At 67.0% G+C, this 18688-nt stretch carries 18 protein-coding genes; 2 read left to right on the forward strand and 16 right to left on the reverse strand.

Annotated elements, in window-relative coordinates; genetic code table 11:
* Positions 1–2 precede the first annotated feature (2 nt).
* From IEV67_RS15365 to IEV67_RS15435, 15 genes are all read right to left on the reverse strand, one after another.
* Entirely contained in the window at positions 3–485 is a 483-nt protein-coding gene (locus IEV67_RS15365) for a cell division protein SepF (RefSeq protein ID WP_188437446.1), read from the reverse strand.
* A 40-nt stretch (positions 486–525) separates the two neighbouring features.
* The gene (locus IEV67_RS15370; protein ID WP_188437447.1) at positions 526–1239 is read right to left on the reverse strand and encodes a YggS family pyridoxal phosphate-dependent enzyme; all 714 of its coding nucleotides are present in this window, start codon (positions 1237–1239) and stop codon (positions 526–528) included.
* A 7-nt stretch (positions 1240–1246) separates the two neighbouring features.
* Positions 1247–2401, reverse strand: coding sequence for a cell division protein FtsZ (gene ftsZ, locus IEV67_RS15375; protein ID WP_188437448.1), 1155 nt, complete (start codon positions 2399–2401; stop codon positions 1247–1249).
* A 188-nt stretch (positions 2402–2589) separates the two neighbouring features.
* Complete coding sequence (locus IEV67_RS15380) at positions 2590–3528, reverse strand: cell division protein FtsQ/DivIB (protein WP_188437449.1); 939 nt, start codon at positions 3526–3528, stop codon at positions 2590–2592.
* A gap of 3 nt (positions 3529–3531) precedes the next feature.
* On the reverse strand, positions 3532–4932 hold the full coding sequence (murC, locus tag IEV67_RS15385) for a UDP-N-acetylmuramate--L-alanine ligase (protein WP_188437450.1): 1401 nt from the start codon (positions 4930–4932) through the stop codon (positions 3532–3534).
* A 12-nt stretch (positions 4933–4944) separates the two neighbouring features.
* On the reverse strand, positions 4945–6024 hold the full coding sequence (locus tag IEV67_RS15390) for a UDP-N-acetylglucosamine--N-acetylmuramyl-(pentapeptide) pyrophosphoryl-undecaprenol N-acetylglucosamine transferase (protein ID WP_188437451.1): 1080 nt from the start codon (positions 6022–6024) through the stop codon (positions 4945–4947).
* Entirely contained in the window at positions 6021–7214 is a 1194-nt protein-coding gene (ftsW, locus tag IEV67_RS15395; protein WP_188437452.1) for a putative lipid II flippase FtsW, read from the reverse strand. Before ftsW ends, IEV67_RS15390 begins: the two co-directional genes overlap by 4 nt.
* Positions 7183–8718: a UDP-N-acetylmuramoyl-L-alanine--D-glutamate ligase gene (gene murD, locus IEV67_RS15400; RefSeq protein WP_188437453.1), complete on the reverse strand. Its 1536-nt coding sequence runs from the start codon at positions 8716–8718 to the stop codon at positions 7183–7185. Before murD ends, ftsW begins: the two co-directional genes overlap by 32 nt.
* Positions 8715–9830, reverse strand: a complete 1116-nt coding sequence (mraY, locus tag IEV67_RS15405) for a phospho-N-acetylmuramoyl-pentapeptide-transferase (RefSeq protein ID WP_188437454.1) — start codon at positions 9828–9830, stop codon at positions 8715–8717. Before mraY ends, murD begins: the two co-directional genes overlap by 4 nt.
* The gene (locus IEV67_RS15410; RefSeq protein ID WP_188437455.1) at positions 9827–11239 is read right to left on the reverse strand and encodes a UDP-N-acetylmuramoyl-tripeptide--D-alanyl-D-alanine ligase; all 1413 of its coding nucleotides are present in this window, start codon (positions 11237–11239) and stop codon (positions 9827–9829) included. The genes mraY and IEV67_RS15410 overlap by 4 nt, the downstream gene beginning before the upstream one ends.
* A gap of 28 nt (positions 11240–11267) precedes the next feature.
* Positions 11268–13049: a peptidoglycan D,D-transpeptidase FtsI family protein gene (locus tag IEV67_RS15415; protein WP_188437456.1), complete on the reverse strand. Its 1782-nt coding sequence runs from the start codon at positions 13047–13049 to the stop codon at positions 11268–11270.
* Between the two features lie 20 nt (positions 13050–13069).
* Complete coding sequence (ftsL, locus tag IEV67_RS15420) at positions 13070–13654, reverse strand: cell division protein FtsL (protein ID WP_188437457.1); 585 nt, start codon at positions 13652–13654, stop codon at positions 13070–13072.
* A complete protein-coding gene (rsmH, locus tag IEV67_RS15425; RefSeq protein ID WP_188437458.1) occupies positions 13651–14589 on the reverse strand; it encodes a 16S rRNA (cytosine(1402)-N(4))-methyltransferase RsmH in 939 nt (312 codons plus the stop codon). The genes ftsL and rsmH overlap by 4 nt, the downstream gene beginning before the upstream one ends.
* A gap of 100 nt (positions 14590–14689) precedes the next feature.
* Positions 14690–15121 (reverse strand): division/cell wall cluster transcriptional repressor MraZ, encoded by a 432-nt coding sequence (gene mraZ / locus IEV67_RS15430; RefSeq protein ID WP_188437459.1) that lies wholly within the window; start codon positions 15119–15121, stop codon positions 14690–14692.
* A 285-nt stretch (positions 15122–15406) separates the two neighbouring features.
* Positions 15407–15799 (reverse strand): SCO2097 family morphological protein, encoded by a 393-nt coding sequence (locus tag IEV67_RS15435; RefSeq protein WP_188437460.1) that lies wholly within the window; start codon positions 15797–15799, stop codon positions 15407–15409.
* Between the two features lie 86 nt (positions 15800–15885).
* On the opposite strand from IEV67_RS15435, the gene IEV67_RS15440 reads away from it, so the two are divergent.
* On the forward strand, positions 15886–16974 hold the full coding sequence (locus IEV67_RS15440) for a polyprenyl synthetase family protein (RefSeq protein WP_229703186.1): 1089 nt from the start codon (positions 15886–15888) through the stop codon (positions 16972–16974).
* Positions 16975–16980: 6 nt separating this feature from the next.
* Here IEV67_RS15440 and IEV67_RS15445 read toward each other — a convergent pair whose 3' ends face one another.
* Positions 16981–17331: an Rv2175c family DNA-binding protein gene (locus tag IEV67_RS15445; protein WP_373284499.1), complete on the reverse strand. Its 351-nt coding sequence runs from the start codon at positions 17329–17331 to the stop codon at positions 16981–16983.
* A gap of 130 nt (positions 17332–17461) precedes the next feature.
* Here IEV67_RS15445 and IEV67_RS15450 point away from each other — a divergent pair, with 130 nt between their 5' ends.
* On the forward strand, positions 17462–18682 hold the full coding sequence (locus tag IEV67_RS15450; RefSeq protein ID WP_229703188.1) for a LysM peptidoglycan-binding domain-containing protein: 1221 nt from the start codon (positions 17462–17464) through the stop codon (positions 18680–18682).
* The last annotated feature ends 6 nt before the right edge of the window (positions 18683–18688 follow it).

Consider the following 18688-nt stretch of genomic DNA (forward strand, 5'->3'; position numbering starts at 1 on the left):
GCTCAGGACTGATCGAAGCCCGCAGACTCCGGATCTGCGCTCGCGATACCACCATGACCCGACACCGCGATGTTCTCCGGCGACAGCAGGAACACCTTGCTGGTGACGCGCTCGATACGGCCGTACAGGCCGAGGGAGAGGCCACTGGCGAAGTCGATCAGACGACGTGCATCGGCATCACTCATCTGCGACAGGTTGATGATGACCGGCACGCCCTCGCGGAAGTTCTCGGCGATCAGCTGCGCGTCCCGGTACTGCTTGGGGTGCACGGTGAGGATCTCGTTGACCGTGCCGGCTGCAGGCTGACGCACTGCCACCGGACGACGCAGCGGCGTCACCGGTGCTGGTGCGGCTTCTTCATGGTCGCGGTCGCGATCACGCTCACGATGTGCGCGAGCAGGCGCCGGGGCGAGCTGCTCTTCGTAGGCCTCTTCCTCATCGGCGAGTCCCAGGTACACCATGGTCTTCTTGAGCGGGTTTCCCATCGTGTCCTCCGTGTTCGACGTGGGCTGATCTGTTTCGAGGTTAACCCCGGTCGGGCCGGGGTCCTGTGATTGCGGAGCCGATCCGCAGGTGTGTCGCACCTGCAGCGATCGCCTCGGCGAAGTCGCCGGTCATGCCGGCGGAGATCCATGTGGCACTCGCGTCGAGCGAGCGGATGCCGTCTGCGACGCCGTGCAGCCGCGCGAACGCGGACGCGGGTGCCTCATCGAGCGGGGCGACGCCCATGACGCCGCGCAACCGCAGAGACGGCAGGGTGAGGATGTGCTCTGCGAGCCGCTGCGCCTCGTCGGGGGCGACACCGCCACGTCCGGGGTCGTCGGTCAGGTTGACCTGCACGAGCACGTCGAGGACGTCCTGTTGCGCGTCCCCAGCGACTCTGTGCAGTGAATCGGCGAGCTTGATGCGGTCGACCGAGTGCACGGCATCCGCGTTCCGCCGGATGGAGGCGGCCTTGTTCGTCTGCGCCTGCCCGATGAAGTGCCAGCGCAGGCCGTCGAGCGCCGGCGCATCCTGCGACGAGTCGGTCTCCAGCTCCGCTCTCTTCGCCTCGAGCTCCTGCTGACGGTTCTCGCCGACGTCACGCACACCGAGCGCATGCAGCTCACGCACGAGGGACGCCGGATGGAACTTCGTCACCACGATTCGGGTGATGTCCGCCGCATCCCGGCCTGCGGTGCGCGCGGCGTCCGCGATCTGCGAATCGATCGCGGACAGCCGCGCAGCGAGGTCGGACAAGAGGGCCTTACTTCAGGAACTCGGGGATGTCGATGTCATCGTCGGCGAACGCCGGCTCCAGGCTCGTCGCCGCGATGCGCGGTGCGGGCTGCTGGGGGGCCTCGTTCTGCTTCTGCTCGGCGACAGGGGCTTCCGAGTCATCCGAGAGCGACACCTCGGGCAGTGTCTCCGCCGCGGGGCGCGAGACCACCATCGGGTCGAGTCGCAGCGACGGCTCTCCGCCGTCGAAGCCGGCGGCGATGACCGTGACGCGCACCTCGTCGCCGAGGGTGTCGTCGATGACCGTACCGAAGATGATGTTCGCCTCGGGGTGCGCAGCCTCCTTGACGAGGTCGGCGGCGTCGTGGATCTCGAAGATGCCGAGGTTCGACCCGCCCTGGATCGACAGCAGCACACCGTGGGCGCCCTCGATCGACGCTTCGAGCAGCGGGGATTCGACCGCGAGTTCAGCAGCCTTGATCGCGCGGTCGGCGCCACGCGCCGAGCCGATGCCCATCAGCGCGGAGCCGGCGCCCTGCATGACCGACTTGACGTCGGCGAAGTCGAGGTTGATGAGACCCGGCGTGGTGATGAGGTCGGTGATGCCCTGCACACCGGCGAGGAGCACCTGATCGGCCGTGGCGAACGCCTCGATCATCGAGATGCCACGGTCGCTGATCTCCAGCAGTCGGTCGTTCGGCACGACGATGAGGGTGTCGACCTCTTCCTTCAGCTTGGAGACGCCGGCCTCTGCCTGGCTCTGACGACGGCGGCCTTCGAACGAGAACGGCTTGGTGACGACACCGATGGTCAGTGCACCGATCGACTTCGCGATGCGCGCGACGACCGGAGCACCACCGGTGCCGGTGCCGCCGCCCTCGCCTGCGGTGACGAAGACCATGTCGGCGCCTGTGAGGGCCTGTTCGATCTCCTCTGCGTGATCCTCGGCGGCACGACGACCGACCTCGGGATCGGCACCGGCGCCCAGACCACGGGTGAGCTCACGGCCCACGTCGAGCTTGACGTCGGCGTCGCTCATGAGCAGCGCCTGTGCGTCGGTGTTGACAGCGATGAACTCGACCCCGCGCAGGCCGAGATCGATCATGCGGTTCACGGCGTTGACGCCGCCACCGCCGACGCCGACGACCTTGATCACGGCGAGGTAGTTCTGGTTCTGGCTCATGGCCGGCCTCCGATGTGTTGAGCCTGGAAACGAATGTGAACCTTAAACCTCAACTAGAGGTGTAAAGTATTTCCCGGTATTGCGTTCTCTTGATCGAAGGTATGCGCCGTAGCGCCGCGCGCGCGCAACGACACGGGCGTGTCGCTGCTTTGGCGTGCAGAACAGAGCGCAGGCGCGACGCGCGCGGCTCAACCAGCGACGACGACGTCGGGAGAGGACACATCGATCTCGCGAGCGGCGGGGTTGGCCACCATCGTCGACGCCAGCACTCTGGCCTTGTACGCCGACTGATCCGCGCTCCCCCACACCACTGTGAGACCGCTTGCGAGGGTCAACGTCACGTCATCGAGCGTGGTGGCCGAGACATCGGTGACGACGGCGCGCACGTCGGCGGGCAGTGACCTCATGACGAGTCCGACCGACTCGAACGCATCGGATTCGATGCCGCCGTCGACGGCGATCACCGGCTGTCCGTCGGGACGGTCCTCCGTCGTCGAGAGCGCCACCCCCGCGGCATCCACGAGAGTGAACCCGGCGCCCGATTCGATCACGCCGATCGGTGTGCGCTCCACGATCCTCACCACGAGATCATGGGGCGGCCTGGCCTCCAGCGCATACGTCTCGATCAGCGGGAAGGCGATGAGCGCCGCCTTGACATCGCTCTCGCTGACGAGAGCCAGCGGTGTGCCGAGTTGATCGCCAAGCGCCGCCTCGACGGCTGCGGCGTCCAGCGTCGACGCGCCGGCGACCGTGATCTTCTCGACGGCGAACAGCGGACTGTATGCGGCGGCGACGCTGCTCCCGATCAGCAGCACCACGGCCCCCAGGGCGCAGAGCCAGATCAGTCGTCTGCGCCGCGAACGCTGGGTGAAGCGGCGGATCTCCGCACGCAGTGCCTTGCGGCGGGCGCGCGCGGCGCGCCAGACATCGCCAGCGGTGAGTGCCTCCGACGACTCGGGCTGCTCATCCACGGCATCCGCTCGTGCGTCCCCTGAACGGGTGACCGACACGATCGGTCGTCCCGTGTCAGCCGGGTCGACCTCCTCGCGTCCGCGACGGGAGGAGCGTGCGGTTGCGGGCTTCGTCTCCTGCTCCGGCGGAGTCGGGAGCGGGGGCGGGCGACGCATCGATCAGGCTCCGGTCGTCCGCCGCAGCGATTCGAGCACCTGCGGGATGATCAGATACACGTTTCCGCACCCGAGCGTGATGACGTAGTCGCCCTCGCGCGCCACGGTCGCCGTGTAGTCGGCGGCCTGCTGCCAGTCGATAACGTAGTGCACGTGCTCCTGGTCGCGGAATGCGTCGCTGACGAGCTCCCCGGTGACCCCGGGCACGGGGTCTTCCCGCGCGCCGTAGACATCGAGCATCACGGTGTGGTCGGCGTAGGTCTCGAGCACCTCTGCGAACTCGCGATACATGTGCTGAGTACGAGAATACGTGTGCGGCTGCTGAATGGCGATGATCCGCCCGTCGCCGACGACGCTGCGTGCTGCCTCGAGCGCGGCCTTGACCTCGGTGGGGTGATGCGCGTAGTCGTCGAACACGCTCACACCGCGTTCGACGCCGTGCAGCTCGAATCGGCGCACCGTTCCGGCGAAGCCCTCGACGGCGCGCACCGCGTCGGCGAGATCATGACCGAGCGTCAGGAGCACGGCGACGGCTCCCGCCGCGTTGATCACGTTGTGCTCGCCGGGCACCGCGAGCTGCATGCGCTCGCTGCGTCCGTCGTGTGTGATGGTCGCGGCCACTGGTCCCGCGGTGGAGATGTCGGTCAGGCGGACGTCGGCATCGGGCGCGACGCCGAAACTGATCACATTCCGATGCGAGAGCCCGGCCCTCACACGGAGCGCGCCCGGATCGTCACTGGAGATCACGACCGCTTCGCTCGCACGGTCGGCGAAGCGGACGAATGCGTCGTGGAACGCGTCGTCCGACCCGTAATGGTCGAGGTGGTCGGGGTCGACGTTCGTGATCAGGGCGATCGCGGTGTCGTAGAGCAGGAAGGTGCCGTCGGACTCATCGGCCTCGACGACGAAGAGGTCATCAGCGCCAGACGCGCTGGATGTGCCCAGCTGCTCGATCACGCCGCCGTTGACGAAGTTCGGATCCGTGCCGAGCGCCTGCAGCGCGGTGACGATCATCCCGGTCGAGGTCGTCTTGCCGTGCGCGCCGGCGACCGATACCAACCGGCGGCCGCCGATGAGCCAGTGCAGCGCCTGCGAACGATGGATGACGTGCAGACCACGCTCTTTGGCTGTGACGAACTCGGGGTTCTCCGGCCAGATCGCACCGGTGTGCACGACCGTGTCGGCATCACCGAGGTGCGCAGCGTCGTGGCCGACGTGCACCGTGGCTCCGGCGGCGGCGAGCGAGCGCAGCGCGTCGCTGTCGGCCCGATCGGATCCGGACACCGTGATGCCGGCATCCAGGAACATCTTCGCGAGTCCGCTCATCCCGGACCCGCCGATCCCGATGAAGTGGGCGGCGGTGATGTTCTCCGGGATCGGGAGGGAGAGGTCAGGTCTGATCATGTCCTGTCCATCCTAATTCGCGGCCCTGAGCGCGCGGTCGATCATCGCGATGACGTTCTCGGTGCCGGTGCGCGTGCCGACGTGCTCTGCCGCGCGCGCCATCCGGTCGATGCGCTCACGATCCGCCAGCAGCGGCACGACGGTGTCGCGGACTGTGTCACCCGTGAAGCTGCCGTCCTCGAGCAGGATCGCGGCGCCCGCGGCGACCGCGGACGCGGCGTTCAGCCGCTGCTCTCCGTTTCCGACCGCGTACGGCACATACACAGCGGGGATGCCGAGAGCGCTGATCTCGCTCACAGTGGCTGAGCCGGCGCGGGAGACGATCAGATCGGCCAGGGCGAACGCCAGATCCATGCGGTCGATATACCGGCGCATGACGTAGCCGGGCGCTTCAGGGTCGACGAGATCGCTGCGCTCCCCCGTCACATGCAGCAACTGCCACCCCGCTGCGAGCACGTCGCGCCAGGAGCCGGCGAAGGCCTCGTTCAGGCGGAGCGCGCCGAGCGAGCCGCCGAACACTAGAAGCACGGGCTGTGCCGCATCCATTCCGAAATGATCCGCGGCTTCCGCGCGCGTCGCTGCACGGTCGAGGTCCACGATCTCGTGACGCAGCGGCATGCCGACCACCTCGCTGCGCTTCAGCGGGGTGCCTTCGAATGCGACGCCGATTCCCGCCGCCCAGCGCGCGCCGAGCACGTTCGCAAGTCCGGGCTTGGCATTGGCCTCGTGCACGACGAACGGCACCTTCTCACGGCGGGCCGCGATGTACGCGGGCGCCGAGGCGTAGCCGCCGAAGCCCACGACGACCTCGGCACGGTGTTCGCGGATGTGCACGCGCACCTGAGCGATCGCCTTCCGGAACCGCGCGGGGAACGCTGCAGCCTGCCTGTTCGGACGACGCGGGAACGGCACCTTGTCGACGATCAGCAGTTCATAGCCGCGTTCCGGAACAAGTCGCGCCTCCAGACCCTCCTTCGTGCCGAGCACGAGCACGGTCGATTCCGGGTCACGCTCACGCAGCGAATCGGCGACGGCAAGCAGCGGATTGACGTGGCCGGCGGTGCCGCCGCCGGCGAGGAGGTACGTGGTCACCTGGTGACTTTACCCCGCGAGGATGCGGGGATCGTGCGAGCGAACGCGAGCAGCACACCGCAGGCCAGCAGCACCGCGAGCAGCGCAGTGCCGCCCTGCGACATGAACGGGAGAGGCACGCCCATGACGGGGAAGATGCCGATCACGACGCCGATGTTGATGAGCGCCTGACCGAGCACCCAGACCGTGATGCCGCCCGCTGCGACGCGGATGAACGGGTCGGTCGTCTTGCGGATGATGTGGAACGCGCCGACCGCGAAGAACGTGAACAGTCCGAGGACGACAAGGCACCCGATGAGTCCGAGTTCTTCTCCGACGATCGCGAAGATGAAGTCGTTCGCGGCCGCCGGAAGCCATCCGTACTTCTCCTGCGAGTTGCCGAGGCCGAGGCCGAAAATCCCCCCGTTCGCCATGCCCCAGACGGCATGGATCGACTGGTAGCAGTCGTTCTCGTAGTTGCTCATGTCGGTGCACACCGCGGTGATGCGTCGCATGCGGTCAGGGCTCAGGACAGCCAGCGCGATGACGCCGACGATGCCGAGCAGTACGGGGATGATGAACAGGCGCAGCTTGACGCCTGCGAAGAACAGGCAGCCCAGCAGGATGAGCACGAGCACCATCCCGGTGCCGAGGTCACGCCCCGCGAGAACCGTGCCGATCACGAGCACGGCGACCGGGATCACGGGGATGAAGACGTGTTGCCAGATGCCGAGCAGCGCACGTTTGCGCAGCAGCACGTACGCGACCCACAGTGCGAGCGCGAATTTGAGGAACTCCGAGGGCTGCATCGAGAATCCGGCGATGCGGATCCAGTTCTGGTTGCCGTCGCTGTTCACGCCGATGCCGGGGATGAACACCAGCAGCTGCACCATGGTGGCGAGGATGAGCGCCGGCCAGGCCATCCGCTTGAGAAAACGGATCGGGAGGCGGCTGACCAGGAACATCAGCGGGATGCCGACGGCGGCGAACATGGCCTGCTTGATGGCCGTGTCCATGACGCCGGTCTCTGTCGCGCTCGTGGCCGAGATCACCATGATGATCCCGAACACCGTCAGCAGGAGCGCCGTGGATGCGATGAGGAGGAACTCATTCGACGGCGGTGTGAAGATGCGCCCGAGGGAGACACGCGCCGCGAGTCCCCTGCTGGGCTGCCCCGCGTCAGTGCGCGGCGGGCGGGCCACCTGCGTCATCGGCGCTCCCCCGATCGATCCACTTGCGCACCGCGTCGGCGAAACGGTGTCCACGATCCCCGTAGCTCGTGAACTGGTCGAAGGACGCCGCGGCGGGAGCCAGTAGTACCGTTCCCCCGTCATCGGCGATCCCTGCGGCGAGTTCCACCACACGGGTCATGACATCTTCAGTCTCGCCAGTGACCACCTCGATCACCGGCACCGCGGGCGCGTGTCGCGCGAATGCCGCGACGACCTCACCGCGCTCGACGCCGATCACCAGTGCAGCGCCGGCGGTTCTGCCGGCATCCGCGACGAGCTCCGACAGGTCCACGCCCTTGAGATCGCCGCCGACGACCCAGATCGCGCCGGGGTATGCGCGCAGCGAAGAGGCCGCCGCGTGCGGGTTGGTCGCCTTGGAGTCGTCGACCCAGGTGATGCCGGCGTGCCGGGCGATGACCTGGATGCGATGCTCGTCGAGGCGGAACGTCTGCAGGGCGCGCTTGATCGCCTCCGGAGCGGTGCCGAGTGAGCGAGCCAGCGCGCTGGCCGCCAGGATGTTCTGCACGATGTGGGGGGCCGCCAGCCCCGCCTCGGCGAGGTCTTCGACGGTGGTGAGTTCGAGGGCGCTGTGAGCGCGGTCGTCGTGAAATGCGCGGTCGGCGAGGATGCCGTCGACGACCCCGAGATCGCTCGGTCCTGGCACGCCGAGGTCGAATCCGATCGCCCTCGCCCCTTCGATGACTTCGGCGTCCTCGACCATGATGCGCGTCGCCTCATCGGCCTTGTTGTACACGCAGGCGACGCGGGTGTTCCGGTAGACGTGGGCCTTCGCGTCGCGGTAGGCCGCTGCGCTGCCGTGCCAGACGAGATGGTCGTCGGCGAGGTTCAGGCAGACGGATGCGTACGGCACGAGGGCGCCTGCACTGCTGCTCAGACCGATGTACCAGAGCTGGTGGCTGGAGAGCTCGACGACGAGCACGTCGAAGCCTGCCGGGTCGCGGACGGCATCCAGCACAGGGATGCCGATGTTGCCGCACGGAGCGGCCCGCAGGCCGCCCTCGACGAGCAGCGTCGCGGTGAGCTGGGTGGTCGTGGTCTTGCCGTTCGTGCCGGTGATCAGCACCCACTCGGCCGGGGTTCCGTCGGCGCGCACGACCTTGTCGCGTACCCGCCAGGCGAGTTCGATGTCTCCCCACAGAGCGATCCCGGCATCCTGAGCCCAGCGGATGATCGGATGCGACGGCGAGAAGCCGGGAGAGGCGACGATGACCTCGGGGTCGAAGTCACGCAGCGACTGCGGCACCTCGTCGAGTGCGCCGAGGTCGAGGCGCGCACCGATGACGGGAATGAGGCGCTCGTACTCCTCCGCGGCGGATTCCGAGAGCACGAGCACATCGGCGCCGAGCTCGGCGAGGGTGTCGGCTGCCGAGAAGCCCGTCACCGACAGGCCGAGCACCGCGACGCGAAGCCCTTTCCAGTCGGCGTGCCAGCTGGTCAGAGCGTCAAGACGAACGCTGCTCATCCGTCCACTCCGGTGAGCCACTCGACGTAGAACAGACCGACAGCGGAGACCGCGAGCAGACCCGCGATGATCCACAGACGCACGACGATCGTCATCTCCGACCAGCCGCGCATCTCCAGGTGGTGGTGGAACGGGCTCATCAGGAACAGGCGCTTGCCGCGGGTGATCTTGAAGTACAGCCGCTGGAGGATGACGGATCCGGACGACAGCACGAACACGCCGGCGATCACGAAGAGCAGCAGTTCGGTGCGGGTGAGGATCGCCATCGCCGTGATGACGCCGCCGATCGCCATCGAGCCGACGTCACCCATGAACACCTTGGCCTTGGGCGCATTCCACCAGAGGAATCCGATGAGCCCGGCGGCGAACGATGCGGAGACGATCGCGAGGCTGAACGGATCTCGCACCTCATAGCAGGCGTCGAGGGTGCCGGGATCGACCCCTGCGCTCGCACAGGACTGCTTGAACTGCCAGAAGGCGATCAGGCTGTACGCGCCGACGACGAAGACTCCGGCACCGGATGCGAGCCCGTCGAGACCGTCGGTGAGGTTCACGCTGTTGGAGGTGGCGATGCCGATCACGGCGATCCAGATCAGATACGCGATCCAGCCGAGGATCAAACCGAAGCCGAACAGGTTGAGCCAGGTGATGTCGCGGAACAGCGAGACGTAGCCGCTTGCGGGCGTCTGGCCGAACTGGTTCCGGAAGTTCAGTGCGACGACCCCGAACGGGATCATCACGACGAGCTGGCCGATCACCTTGCGCCAGCCCGAGAGGCCGAGACTGCGCTGGGACTTCACCTTCATGTAATCGTCGATGAAGCCCACGGCTCCGAACCCGATCATGAGCCAGAGGACGAGGAGCGCGGAAAGTGCGGGCTCGCTGCCACCAGCGTAGACGCCGACGAAGTAGCCGACGATCGTGCCCACGATGAAGATGAGACCGCCCATGGTCGGCGTGCCGCGTTTGGCGCTGTGGCTCGGATTCGCGATGTCTTCGGGGGTGCGGATCACCTGTCCCCAGCCCCACCGGCGGAACAGCCGGAGGAAGACGGGAGTCAGGAACAGAGTGAAGGCGAGCGAAATCGCAGCCGCCATGAGGAGTGATCTCACGAGAACAATTCTCCCAGACGATCGCCGAGATGCCGAAGGCCCACGGAATTGGATGATTTCACGAGCACACGGTCTCCGTCGCGGAGCTCCGTGCGCAGGTATTCGTAGGCGGCATCCTGGTCGGGCAGGTGCACGGCTTCGCTGTCCCAGGACCCCTCGCCGACGACGGAGAGGTAGAGGCGACGCGCCTCAGGACCGACGACGACGATGCGCCGAATGTTCAGGCGCACCGCGAGCAGTCCGATCCTGTCGTGCTCCTCCCCTGCGCTCTCGCCGAGTTCGCTCATCGCTCCGAGCACGGCGACGGTGCGCTCGTCAGGACCGGTGATCTGGGCGAGTGTGCGCAGGGCGGCGGCCATGGAATCGGGGCTGGCGTTGTAGGCATCGTTGATGATGCGCACACGGTCGTTGCCGAGCGGCTGCATGCGCCAGCGCTCCGCGACCTGAACGGTCTCGACCCTGGCGATCGCATCGGCGAGGGGTACCCCGAGAACGCCCGCGGCGGCGATCGCAGCGAGGGCGTTGGTGATGTGGTGCGCGCCGAGCACCTTCAGGTGCAGCGGCAGACTCGCCTCGGCCGTGGTGATCACCGCTCTGGTGCCGTCGGCGGCGACCTGCACGTCACTCGCGCGCACGTCGGCCGAGCCGTCCTGCCCGAAGCCGACGATGTTCATCTCGTGCGCCGTGGCCGCATCGCGCATGGCGGCGACTCGGGAGTCGTCGATGTTCAGCACGGCAGTGCCGCCGGGGCGCGAGGCTGCGATGAGTTCGGCCTTGGCCTTGGCCGTCTCCTCGATGCCGCCGAAACCGCCGGCGTGCGCCATGCCGACCATGAGGACGACGGCGATGTCAGGCTCGACGAGACCCGCGAGGTGGGCGATGCTGCCCGGGCCTGCGGCGCCGAACTCGCTGACGAGGTAGCGGGTGCTGTCCGTGACGCGGAGCATCGTGACCGGGGCGCCGACCTCGTTGTTGTACGAGTTGATCGGAGCGATCGTCTCGCCTTCATCCTCGAGGATGCGGGCGAGCAGGTTCTTGGTGGTCGTCTTGCCGTTCGATCCGGTGATGCCGACGATCTTCAGCTGCCCTTCGGCGCGCACGCGCGCGACGACAGCGCGTGCGAGGTCGGCGAGAGCGGCGACGGCATCCGCCACGACCACCTGCGACACCGGGGCGTCCACGATGTGCTCGACGATCGCCACCGACGCTCCGCCAGTCACCGCTGCCGCGACGAATCGGTGCCCGTCGGTCTCCGCTCCGGGCTTGGCGACGAAGACGCCGCCCGCGGTCATGTTCCTCGAGTCGGTGTCGACGACACCGGACACAACGGTCTCCGAAGTGTCGGGGTCTACGAGACGCAAGTCGCCACCGGTGATTGCGGCGATCTCGGCAAGCGTCAGGGCGATCATGAAATCTCCATGCGCGGCTCAGTGCCGGCTATTTGAATTTGGGAAGCAGCTCGTCCATCGGGACGGTCGAGGGCGAGACACGGTAGGTCTTCAGCACCTGCGTCATCGCCTGCTGGAAGGCGGATGCCGTGGCGGTGGACGATACAACCTTAGTCGGCTGGTCGAGAGTGACCACCACGACGTACTGCGGATCGTCCACAGGGGCGAAGCCGACCATGCTCGTGAAATACACGCCCTGCTTGTATCCGCCGCTGCCGTCCGGTACCTCACCGGTACCCGTCTTGATCGCGACGCGGTAGCCGGGAACGTCGACCATCTTGGAGAGACCGCCCTGCACGGCGACGTTCTCGAGCATCCTGGCCACTGTGTCGGCGGTCGATTCCGAGACGATCTGCTCGTGCTCGGGAGCATCGGGCTTCACGACCTCGCCGTCCTCCTTGGTGCAGGACTCGATCAGCGACAGGTCGATCTTCTCGCCACCGTTCGCGATCGCCTGATAGGCGCCGGCGAGCTGGGGCGCGGTGATGGTGAAGTGCTGCCCGAACGTCGTGGTGTACAGCGACTGGGCGTCCCACCCGGAGGCGGGGGGCAAGTCGCCGGGCTCCTCGCGGGGGAAGTCGATCGTCCGCTCTCCTACGCCGAACTTCTGCAGGTAGTCGAAGCGCACCTGCGGGTCGACCATGGTGCCGAACTTCGACAGGGTGACGTTGGACGAGTCGATGAGTCCGCCGGCGAGCGTGTAGTTCTCGGCGCCGTGCACGAACGCGTCGTTGATGACGGCCCCGTTGGGGAACGTCTCCCGGCTCGCCGCCGAGACGGTCGTGTTGAGGTCGGCCGCACCGGTGTCCAGCACGGTGGATGCCGTGATCGCCTTGAACGTCGACCCCGGCTCGAACGTGTGGGTGAACAGTCGCGTGCCCCAGTCGTTGGGCGATGAGGCATTGAGGTCGTTGGGGTCGAGCGACGGCCATTCCGCAGCAGCGCGGATCTTGCCCGTGTCGACCTCCACTACGGTCACTGTGCCGGACTGGGCGCCCATCCGCTGGGATTCCTCAGAGATCATCTGCGTCAGATACCACTGCAGGTCGCTGTTGATCGTCAGCTGCACCGATCCGCCGTTCTCCGCCGCGACCGTCCGATCACTGCCGGGGATGATGTTGCCGTCCTTGCCGCGAAGATATGTGCGCTCGCCGTTCACCGGCGAGAGGCACTGCTTCTCGAGCTGTTCCACGCCCGACTGGCCGACACCTGCGCTGTCGACGTAGCCGATCACGTTGCCGGCGACCGCGCCGTTCGGATACACGCGCGTCTCGCGCGGCAGCATGTCGAGGTACACCAGGTCGAGATCGCGCAGCTCGAGGAACTTCTCGGTGCTGAGCCCCTTCTTCAGCGGCAGGTAGCGCGATGCAGGGTCGCTCTCGAGCGTGGCGGCGACACCGGCGCGCAGATCGTCTGCATCCTGCCCCGTGATCGCCGCGATCTTGTCGGCGGCGTCGCTCCAGGACGTCTTCGGCGGGTTCTCCTCATCGTCCTCGAGCTTCGCGATCAGCATCGGGTCCAGCTGCGCGTCGTAGACGGTGACACTGGATGCGAGCACCGTGCCGTTCGCGTCGACGATGGAGCCGCGATTGCCGGGCAGCGTCACGGTCGAGCCGAGCTGTCCGACATGCAGAGAGTCTTCGACGTGATCGTTCGCGCTGACGACCTGGATGTCTACGAGGCGTACGACGAATGCCGAAAGCACCGCGAGGATGACCGCCAGGGCGACGACGGTGCGGCGCCGTGGGCCGCGGGTGGATCGTGTCGTCATGTCGCTCTCTCCGTCTGTGATCAGCGGGTCGTGGGGCTCGGAAGTCCGTCGGTGATGGCTGGGGGAAGGTTCGCATCGACGGCGTCGGAGGTGGCGTCGGCCGAGGTCTCTGCGTCATCTGCCGCAGCCGCCGAGAGCGCCTTCTGGTTCAACAGCGCGTTGTGCACCGCGCCGTTCCCGTTCGGATCGATCGTCGACCTGCCGTCGGCGCCGGTGTTCGCACCGAGCACGGCCGAATCGCTCAAACGCAGGTAGGAGGCGGATCCGGCGACGACCATCCCCAGCTCGGAGGCCTTGGTCGCGAGCAGTTGAGGTGAGCTCGTCCCCGCGAGCTCATCCTGAAGCGCACTCGTCTGCAGGTCGAGTTCACGCTGCTGCGAGGTGAGGTCTGCGAGGGTGAAGGAGTCCTGGGTGATCGCCAGCGACAGGCCGATCTGGGCGATCCCGATCGCCGCTGCCCCACCGAGCGCGATGAGCGCGTAGGCCAGCTTCGGCTTGGCACGCCGAGCGGGCGCCGTGACGGGCTTAAGCCGACGGGGCGTGCGCGGCGCGGGTGCGATCGGCTCGGGCAGCAGTGCTGCGGCTGTCGCCGCCTGACGGCTCATGCGGCCTCCCTGATCCGTTCGGCTGCACGCAGACGCACCGGAATGGCGCGCGGATTTCGTGCCTTCTCGTCTTCGCCCGCTATTTCTGCGCCCTTCGTGATGGTGCGAAAGCGCGGTGCATGTTGTGGCAATTCGACGGGAAGCCCCGCAGGGGCCGTGGAGGCGGATGCCGCCGCGAAGGCCTGCTTCACGAGGCGGTCCTCCAGCGACTGGTAGCTCATGACGACGATGCGTCCGCCGACGGTCAATGCGTCCATCGCGGCGGGGATCGCGTCGGCGAGCACACTGAGTTCGGAGTTCACCTCGATGCGCAGCGCCTGGAACACCCGCTTGGCCGGGTGACCTGCGCGCTGTGCGGCGGCCGGAGTCGCCGCCTGCAGCAGGTCGACGAGGTCCTGCGACCGTACGAGCGGCTTCTCATCACGGGAGCGCACGATGAAACGGGCGTAGCGTGCAGCGAGCTTCTCCTCGCCGTAGCGCTCGAAGATGCGACGGAGGTTTCCTTCGCTGTACGTCGCGAGGACATCGGCGGCGGTCGTGCCCTTCGTCTGGTCCATGCGCATGTCCAGCGGAGCATCCTTCGAATACGCGAAGCCGCGCTCGGCCTCATCGAGCTGCAGCGACGAAACGCCCAGATCCATGAGGATGCCGGAGGCGCCGTGTGCGTGGAGTCCGATCTCGTCGTAGACCGTGTGCACGAGCGTGACGCGATCGGCGAAGCGTTCGAGTCGCTGACCTGCGATGCGCAGCGCATCGGTGTCGCGGTCGAGCCCGATCAGACGGATGTTGCCGAAACGCTCGAGCAGGGCCTCGGAGTGCCCGCCCATGCCGAGCGTGGCGTCGACCAGCACTGCGCCGTCATGCTGCAGCGCAGGCGCGAGCAGCTCGACGCAGCGTTCGAGGAGGACCGGGGTGTGGATGTCGCGAAGATTCATGATCGTTTCGGGTGACCTTCGACTCTGATCCCCCTCCGCTTCTCGACCCGGCACCGGGGAAGTGTGTCGGGGCGGGAGCGGCGGGGCATCACAGTCGAGGTCAGAACAGTCCCGGAATCACCTCCTGTTCGAGTTCTGAGTAGTTGTCCTCGCCGGCGGCGAGGTAGTCGTTCCAGGCCGCCGCATCCCAGATCTCGGCGTGCGCGCCGACGCCGGTGACGACGAGCTCCTTCTCGAGCCCCGCGTACTGACGGAGGTGCGCGGGGATCGTGATGCGGTTCTGGCTGTCCGGCATCTCCGCGCTCGCCCCTGAAAGGAACATGCGCAGGAAGTCGCGTGCCTGCTTGTTGCTGAGCGGTGCTTGCCGGATCCGCTCGTGCATCGCCTCGAATTCGACCGTGCTGAACACGTACAGGCATCGTTCTTGACCGCGGGTGACGACGATGCCGCCACCGAGGTCCTCACGGAACTTCGCAGGCAGGATGACCCGACCTTTGTCGTCGAGCTTCGGTGAATGCGTTCCCAGCAACATCGGCCATCACCCCCTCTGTGTCCGGCCAACTTCGAGGTGTCCCCCACTTTACTCCACTTTGCTCCACTTTCATATGAGCAAACCAGGACAGCATGGCAGATTCGGCGATATCGGGTCACGCCTCCCCCGGGATTCCGCGCCAGAATGCGGAACAGCGTGCAGTGGAGGAGCGTGGAGGGAAAGTGGAGGAGATCAACGCATCGAGGCGTTCAGAAGCCGCGCAATCCCCGTGGACGCAGAAAAGCCCGGATGCTCAATGCATCCGGGCTCTGGTGAGTGGAGAGGTCAGCGACCGTCTTGGCGACGATCCCAGCGGTCGTTCATCCGGTCCATGAAGGAGGCCGAAGTCTGCGGCGGCTTGGACGCCGCGCCGTTTCGGACCCGAGGCGTGCCGCCCACGCGGCGCACGGGAGTCGCCGCCAGGATGACGCCGGCGACCATCGCGGCGAATCCGATCACGCCGACGATGATGCTGGCGACAGCGCCGAGCTGGCCACCGAGTGCGACGCCCGCGACGAGCGCGCCGATTCCGACGAGAAGAAGAACGGCACCGTACACGAGATTGCGGTAGCTGAGCGTTCGATCGCCGGAGGGCGCGGTTACGATGTCTGCGTCGTTGTGCAGGAGATGGCGTTCCATCTCGTCGAGCAGACGCTGCTCCTGTTCAGACAGTGGCATGACGCCCCCCTTGGTTCAGTGTCTTTCATTCTACGCTCGCGGAACCGCCGAGGCTAGTTATCGGCTGAGAACCTAAGCTGATTATCGTGCCCTCCTCCACACCTGTCCAGGATGCCGTCTCCGACCGCCTGGATCTCTTCATGACCGCGCTCGGATCCGAGACGCAATCGTACGGACCGGATGCTGCGATGTTCATCGCATCCGCGGCAGCCACGCTGCGGGGCGGCAAGCGTCTGCGCGCACGGTTCTGCCACGCCGGATGGCGCTCCGTCGCGCGCTTCTCCGCACGCGACGCCGTCGAGACGGATGCACTGTGGGATCTCTGCGCCGCACTGGAGATCTTCCAATCGGCCGCGCTCGTGCACGACGACCTGATCGACAACTCGGACACGCGACGGGGCGTTCCGGCAGCGCACCGTTCCCTCGAGCATCAGTACCGAGCGCTGTCGTGGTCTGGAGACGCCGAGCCGTTCGGACGCGCAGCCGCGATCCTTCTCGGCGATCTGCTCGTCGCCTGGAGCGATGATCTGCTCGAGCAGGCTCTGACCGGGCTCGCACAGGCGCCCCACGTGCGTCGGGAGTACGCCCGGATGCGTCGCGATGTCACCACGGGCCAGTTCCTCGACATCGCCGAGGAATCAGCCTGGCGGGTCAATCCCATCTCGGAGCACGCCGATCGCGCGCTGCGCGTGATCTCGCTGAAGTCGGCGCGGTACAGCATCGAGCAGCCGCTGCTGCTGGGCGCCCTGCTCGCCGGAGCCGACGAGTCGCAGCAGAACGCGCTGCGCCGGTTCGGCCATCCGATCGGCATGGCGTTCCAGCTGCGCGACGATGTGCTCGGTGTGTTCGGCGATCAGTCGGTCACCGGCAAACCGGCCGGAGACGATCTTCGTGAGGGCAAGCGCACCGTGCTGATCGCGTTCACGCGTGAGCAGCTGGATGCATCGGCCAGGCGACTGCTCGATGAGCTGCTGGGCGATCCGACGCTCACCGCTGATCAGGTGTCGGCGCTTCAGGCCACGATCGCCCAATCCGGCGCACTGGCGCGGGTGGAGGAACTCATCGTCTCGTACGCGCAAGAGGCCGATCGCGCCCTCTCGGGTGCGCGACTGGACAACGCCGCCGTCGGCGAGCTGCGAGACCTCGCGCGCGCTGCGACCGTGCGTTCCGCCTGAAGCGGGTCAGGCGAGTGTGCGCGCGACGCGGCGCACGGCGCTCTTGTGACCGTCCAGAAGTGCGGCGATCGGCGTGCGACCGAGCTCGTCGTCCTCGCTGAACAGCCAGTCGATCACCTCGTCGTCGGTGAATCCGGCGTCGGTGAGGACGATGATCGTGCCGCGCAGGGAAGAGAGCGGATGCCCGTCGACGATGAACTGCGCCGGCACGCCGAAGACACCGTTCCGGTTCGATCCGACCAGGTACTGCTCGGAGATCATCCGACGCACGCGGCCGAGCGGCTCGTCGAGCCTCTCGACGAGATCGGGCATCGTCAGCCATTCGATGGCAGTGGGTTCGGGGGAAGTCTCAGACACATTTCGACTATCTCATCTTCAGCGCGGCACCGCATATCGACACTTCTTTCACACAGATCACTTCCGTCACTCTGGTTGACATCCATATACATACGTGTCAGCGTTTCAGGGTCAGCAAAGGGGGGAAACCTTGACAGCGAACACCCTGAGCCTTCGTGCCAGATATGTCCAGCTCGGCGTTCCAGCGGCCGTTCTGGGCGTGCTGGCGAGTGCGATGAGCGCCGCTCCAGCGAGCGCCGCAGCACCGATCGAGCAGAAGTCGGAGAATCGGCTCACGGCGTTGCCTCGCATCCTGCCCGCGACGACGAATCCCACCAGTTACACCGTTCAAGACGGGGACACCGTCTTCTCGATCGCGCAGCGCTTCGGGCTGCGCACCGTCGACGTTCTCACCTGGAACGGACTCGGCTGGCGCTCTGTGATCTATCCGGGTCAGACCCTCATCGTTGCTGCGCCCGCTTCGACCCCGGCTCCTGCCGCGTCGGCTCCGGTGGCACCGGCCGCTCCGGCCGCCACAAGCACGCACGCCGTGGTCGCCGGCGACACGGTCTTCGCGATCGCCCAGAAGTACGGGACGACCGTCGACGCCGTCCTCGCGGCCAACGGCCTGAGCCCGGATTCGGTCATCTATCCGGGTCAGACCCTCGCGGTCTCCGGCACGGCAGCACCCGCCCCTGCCCCCGCGGCAGCTCCCGCAGCTTCCACGCCGGCCCCGGCGGCCGCCAGCGGCACAGCACACACCGTGGTCGCCGGCGACACGATCTTCGCGATCGCGCAGAAGCACGGCACGTCCGTGGACGCGATCTACGCCGCGAACGGTCTGAGCGCTGCATCGATCATCTATCCGGGACAGGCCATCGTCATCGCACCGCCCGCTCCCGCAGCGCCCGCTCCCGCAGTATCCGCTCCCGCAGCATCCGCTCCCGCGCCCGCCCAGACGGCTGTGCTCGACGCACCGCAGGCGGAGAACGCTGCCATGATCATCCGGATCGGACGCGAGCTCGGTGTCCCCGATCGCGGCATCGCGATCGCGCTGGCCACCTCGATGGTCGAATCCTGGCTGCGCAACCTCGACTGGGGTGACCGCGATTCGCTGGGTCTGTTCCAGCAGCGACCGAGCACCGGGTGGGGCACGGTGGATCAGATCATGGACCGTGATCGCAGCATCCGCGTCTTCTACGGTGGCACGTCCGACCCGAACGGCACGACATCGCGAGGGCTCCTCGACGTCTCCGGCTGGGAAGGCATGGCGTTCAAGGATGCCGCGCAGGCCGTGCAGATCTCGGCGTACCCGGATCGTTACGCCCAGTGGGAGGCTCAGGCCTACCAGTGGATCGCCCTGTATGGCTGATTCTCA

Origin of the sequence: Microbacterium murale (assembly GCF_014635185.1) — a bacterium.
GTDB lineage: Bacteria > Actinomycetota > Actinomycetes > Actinomycetales > Microbacteriaceae > Microbacterium > Microbacterium murale.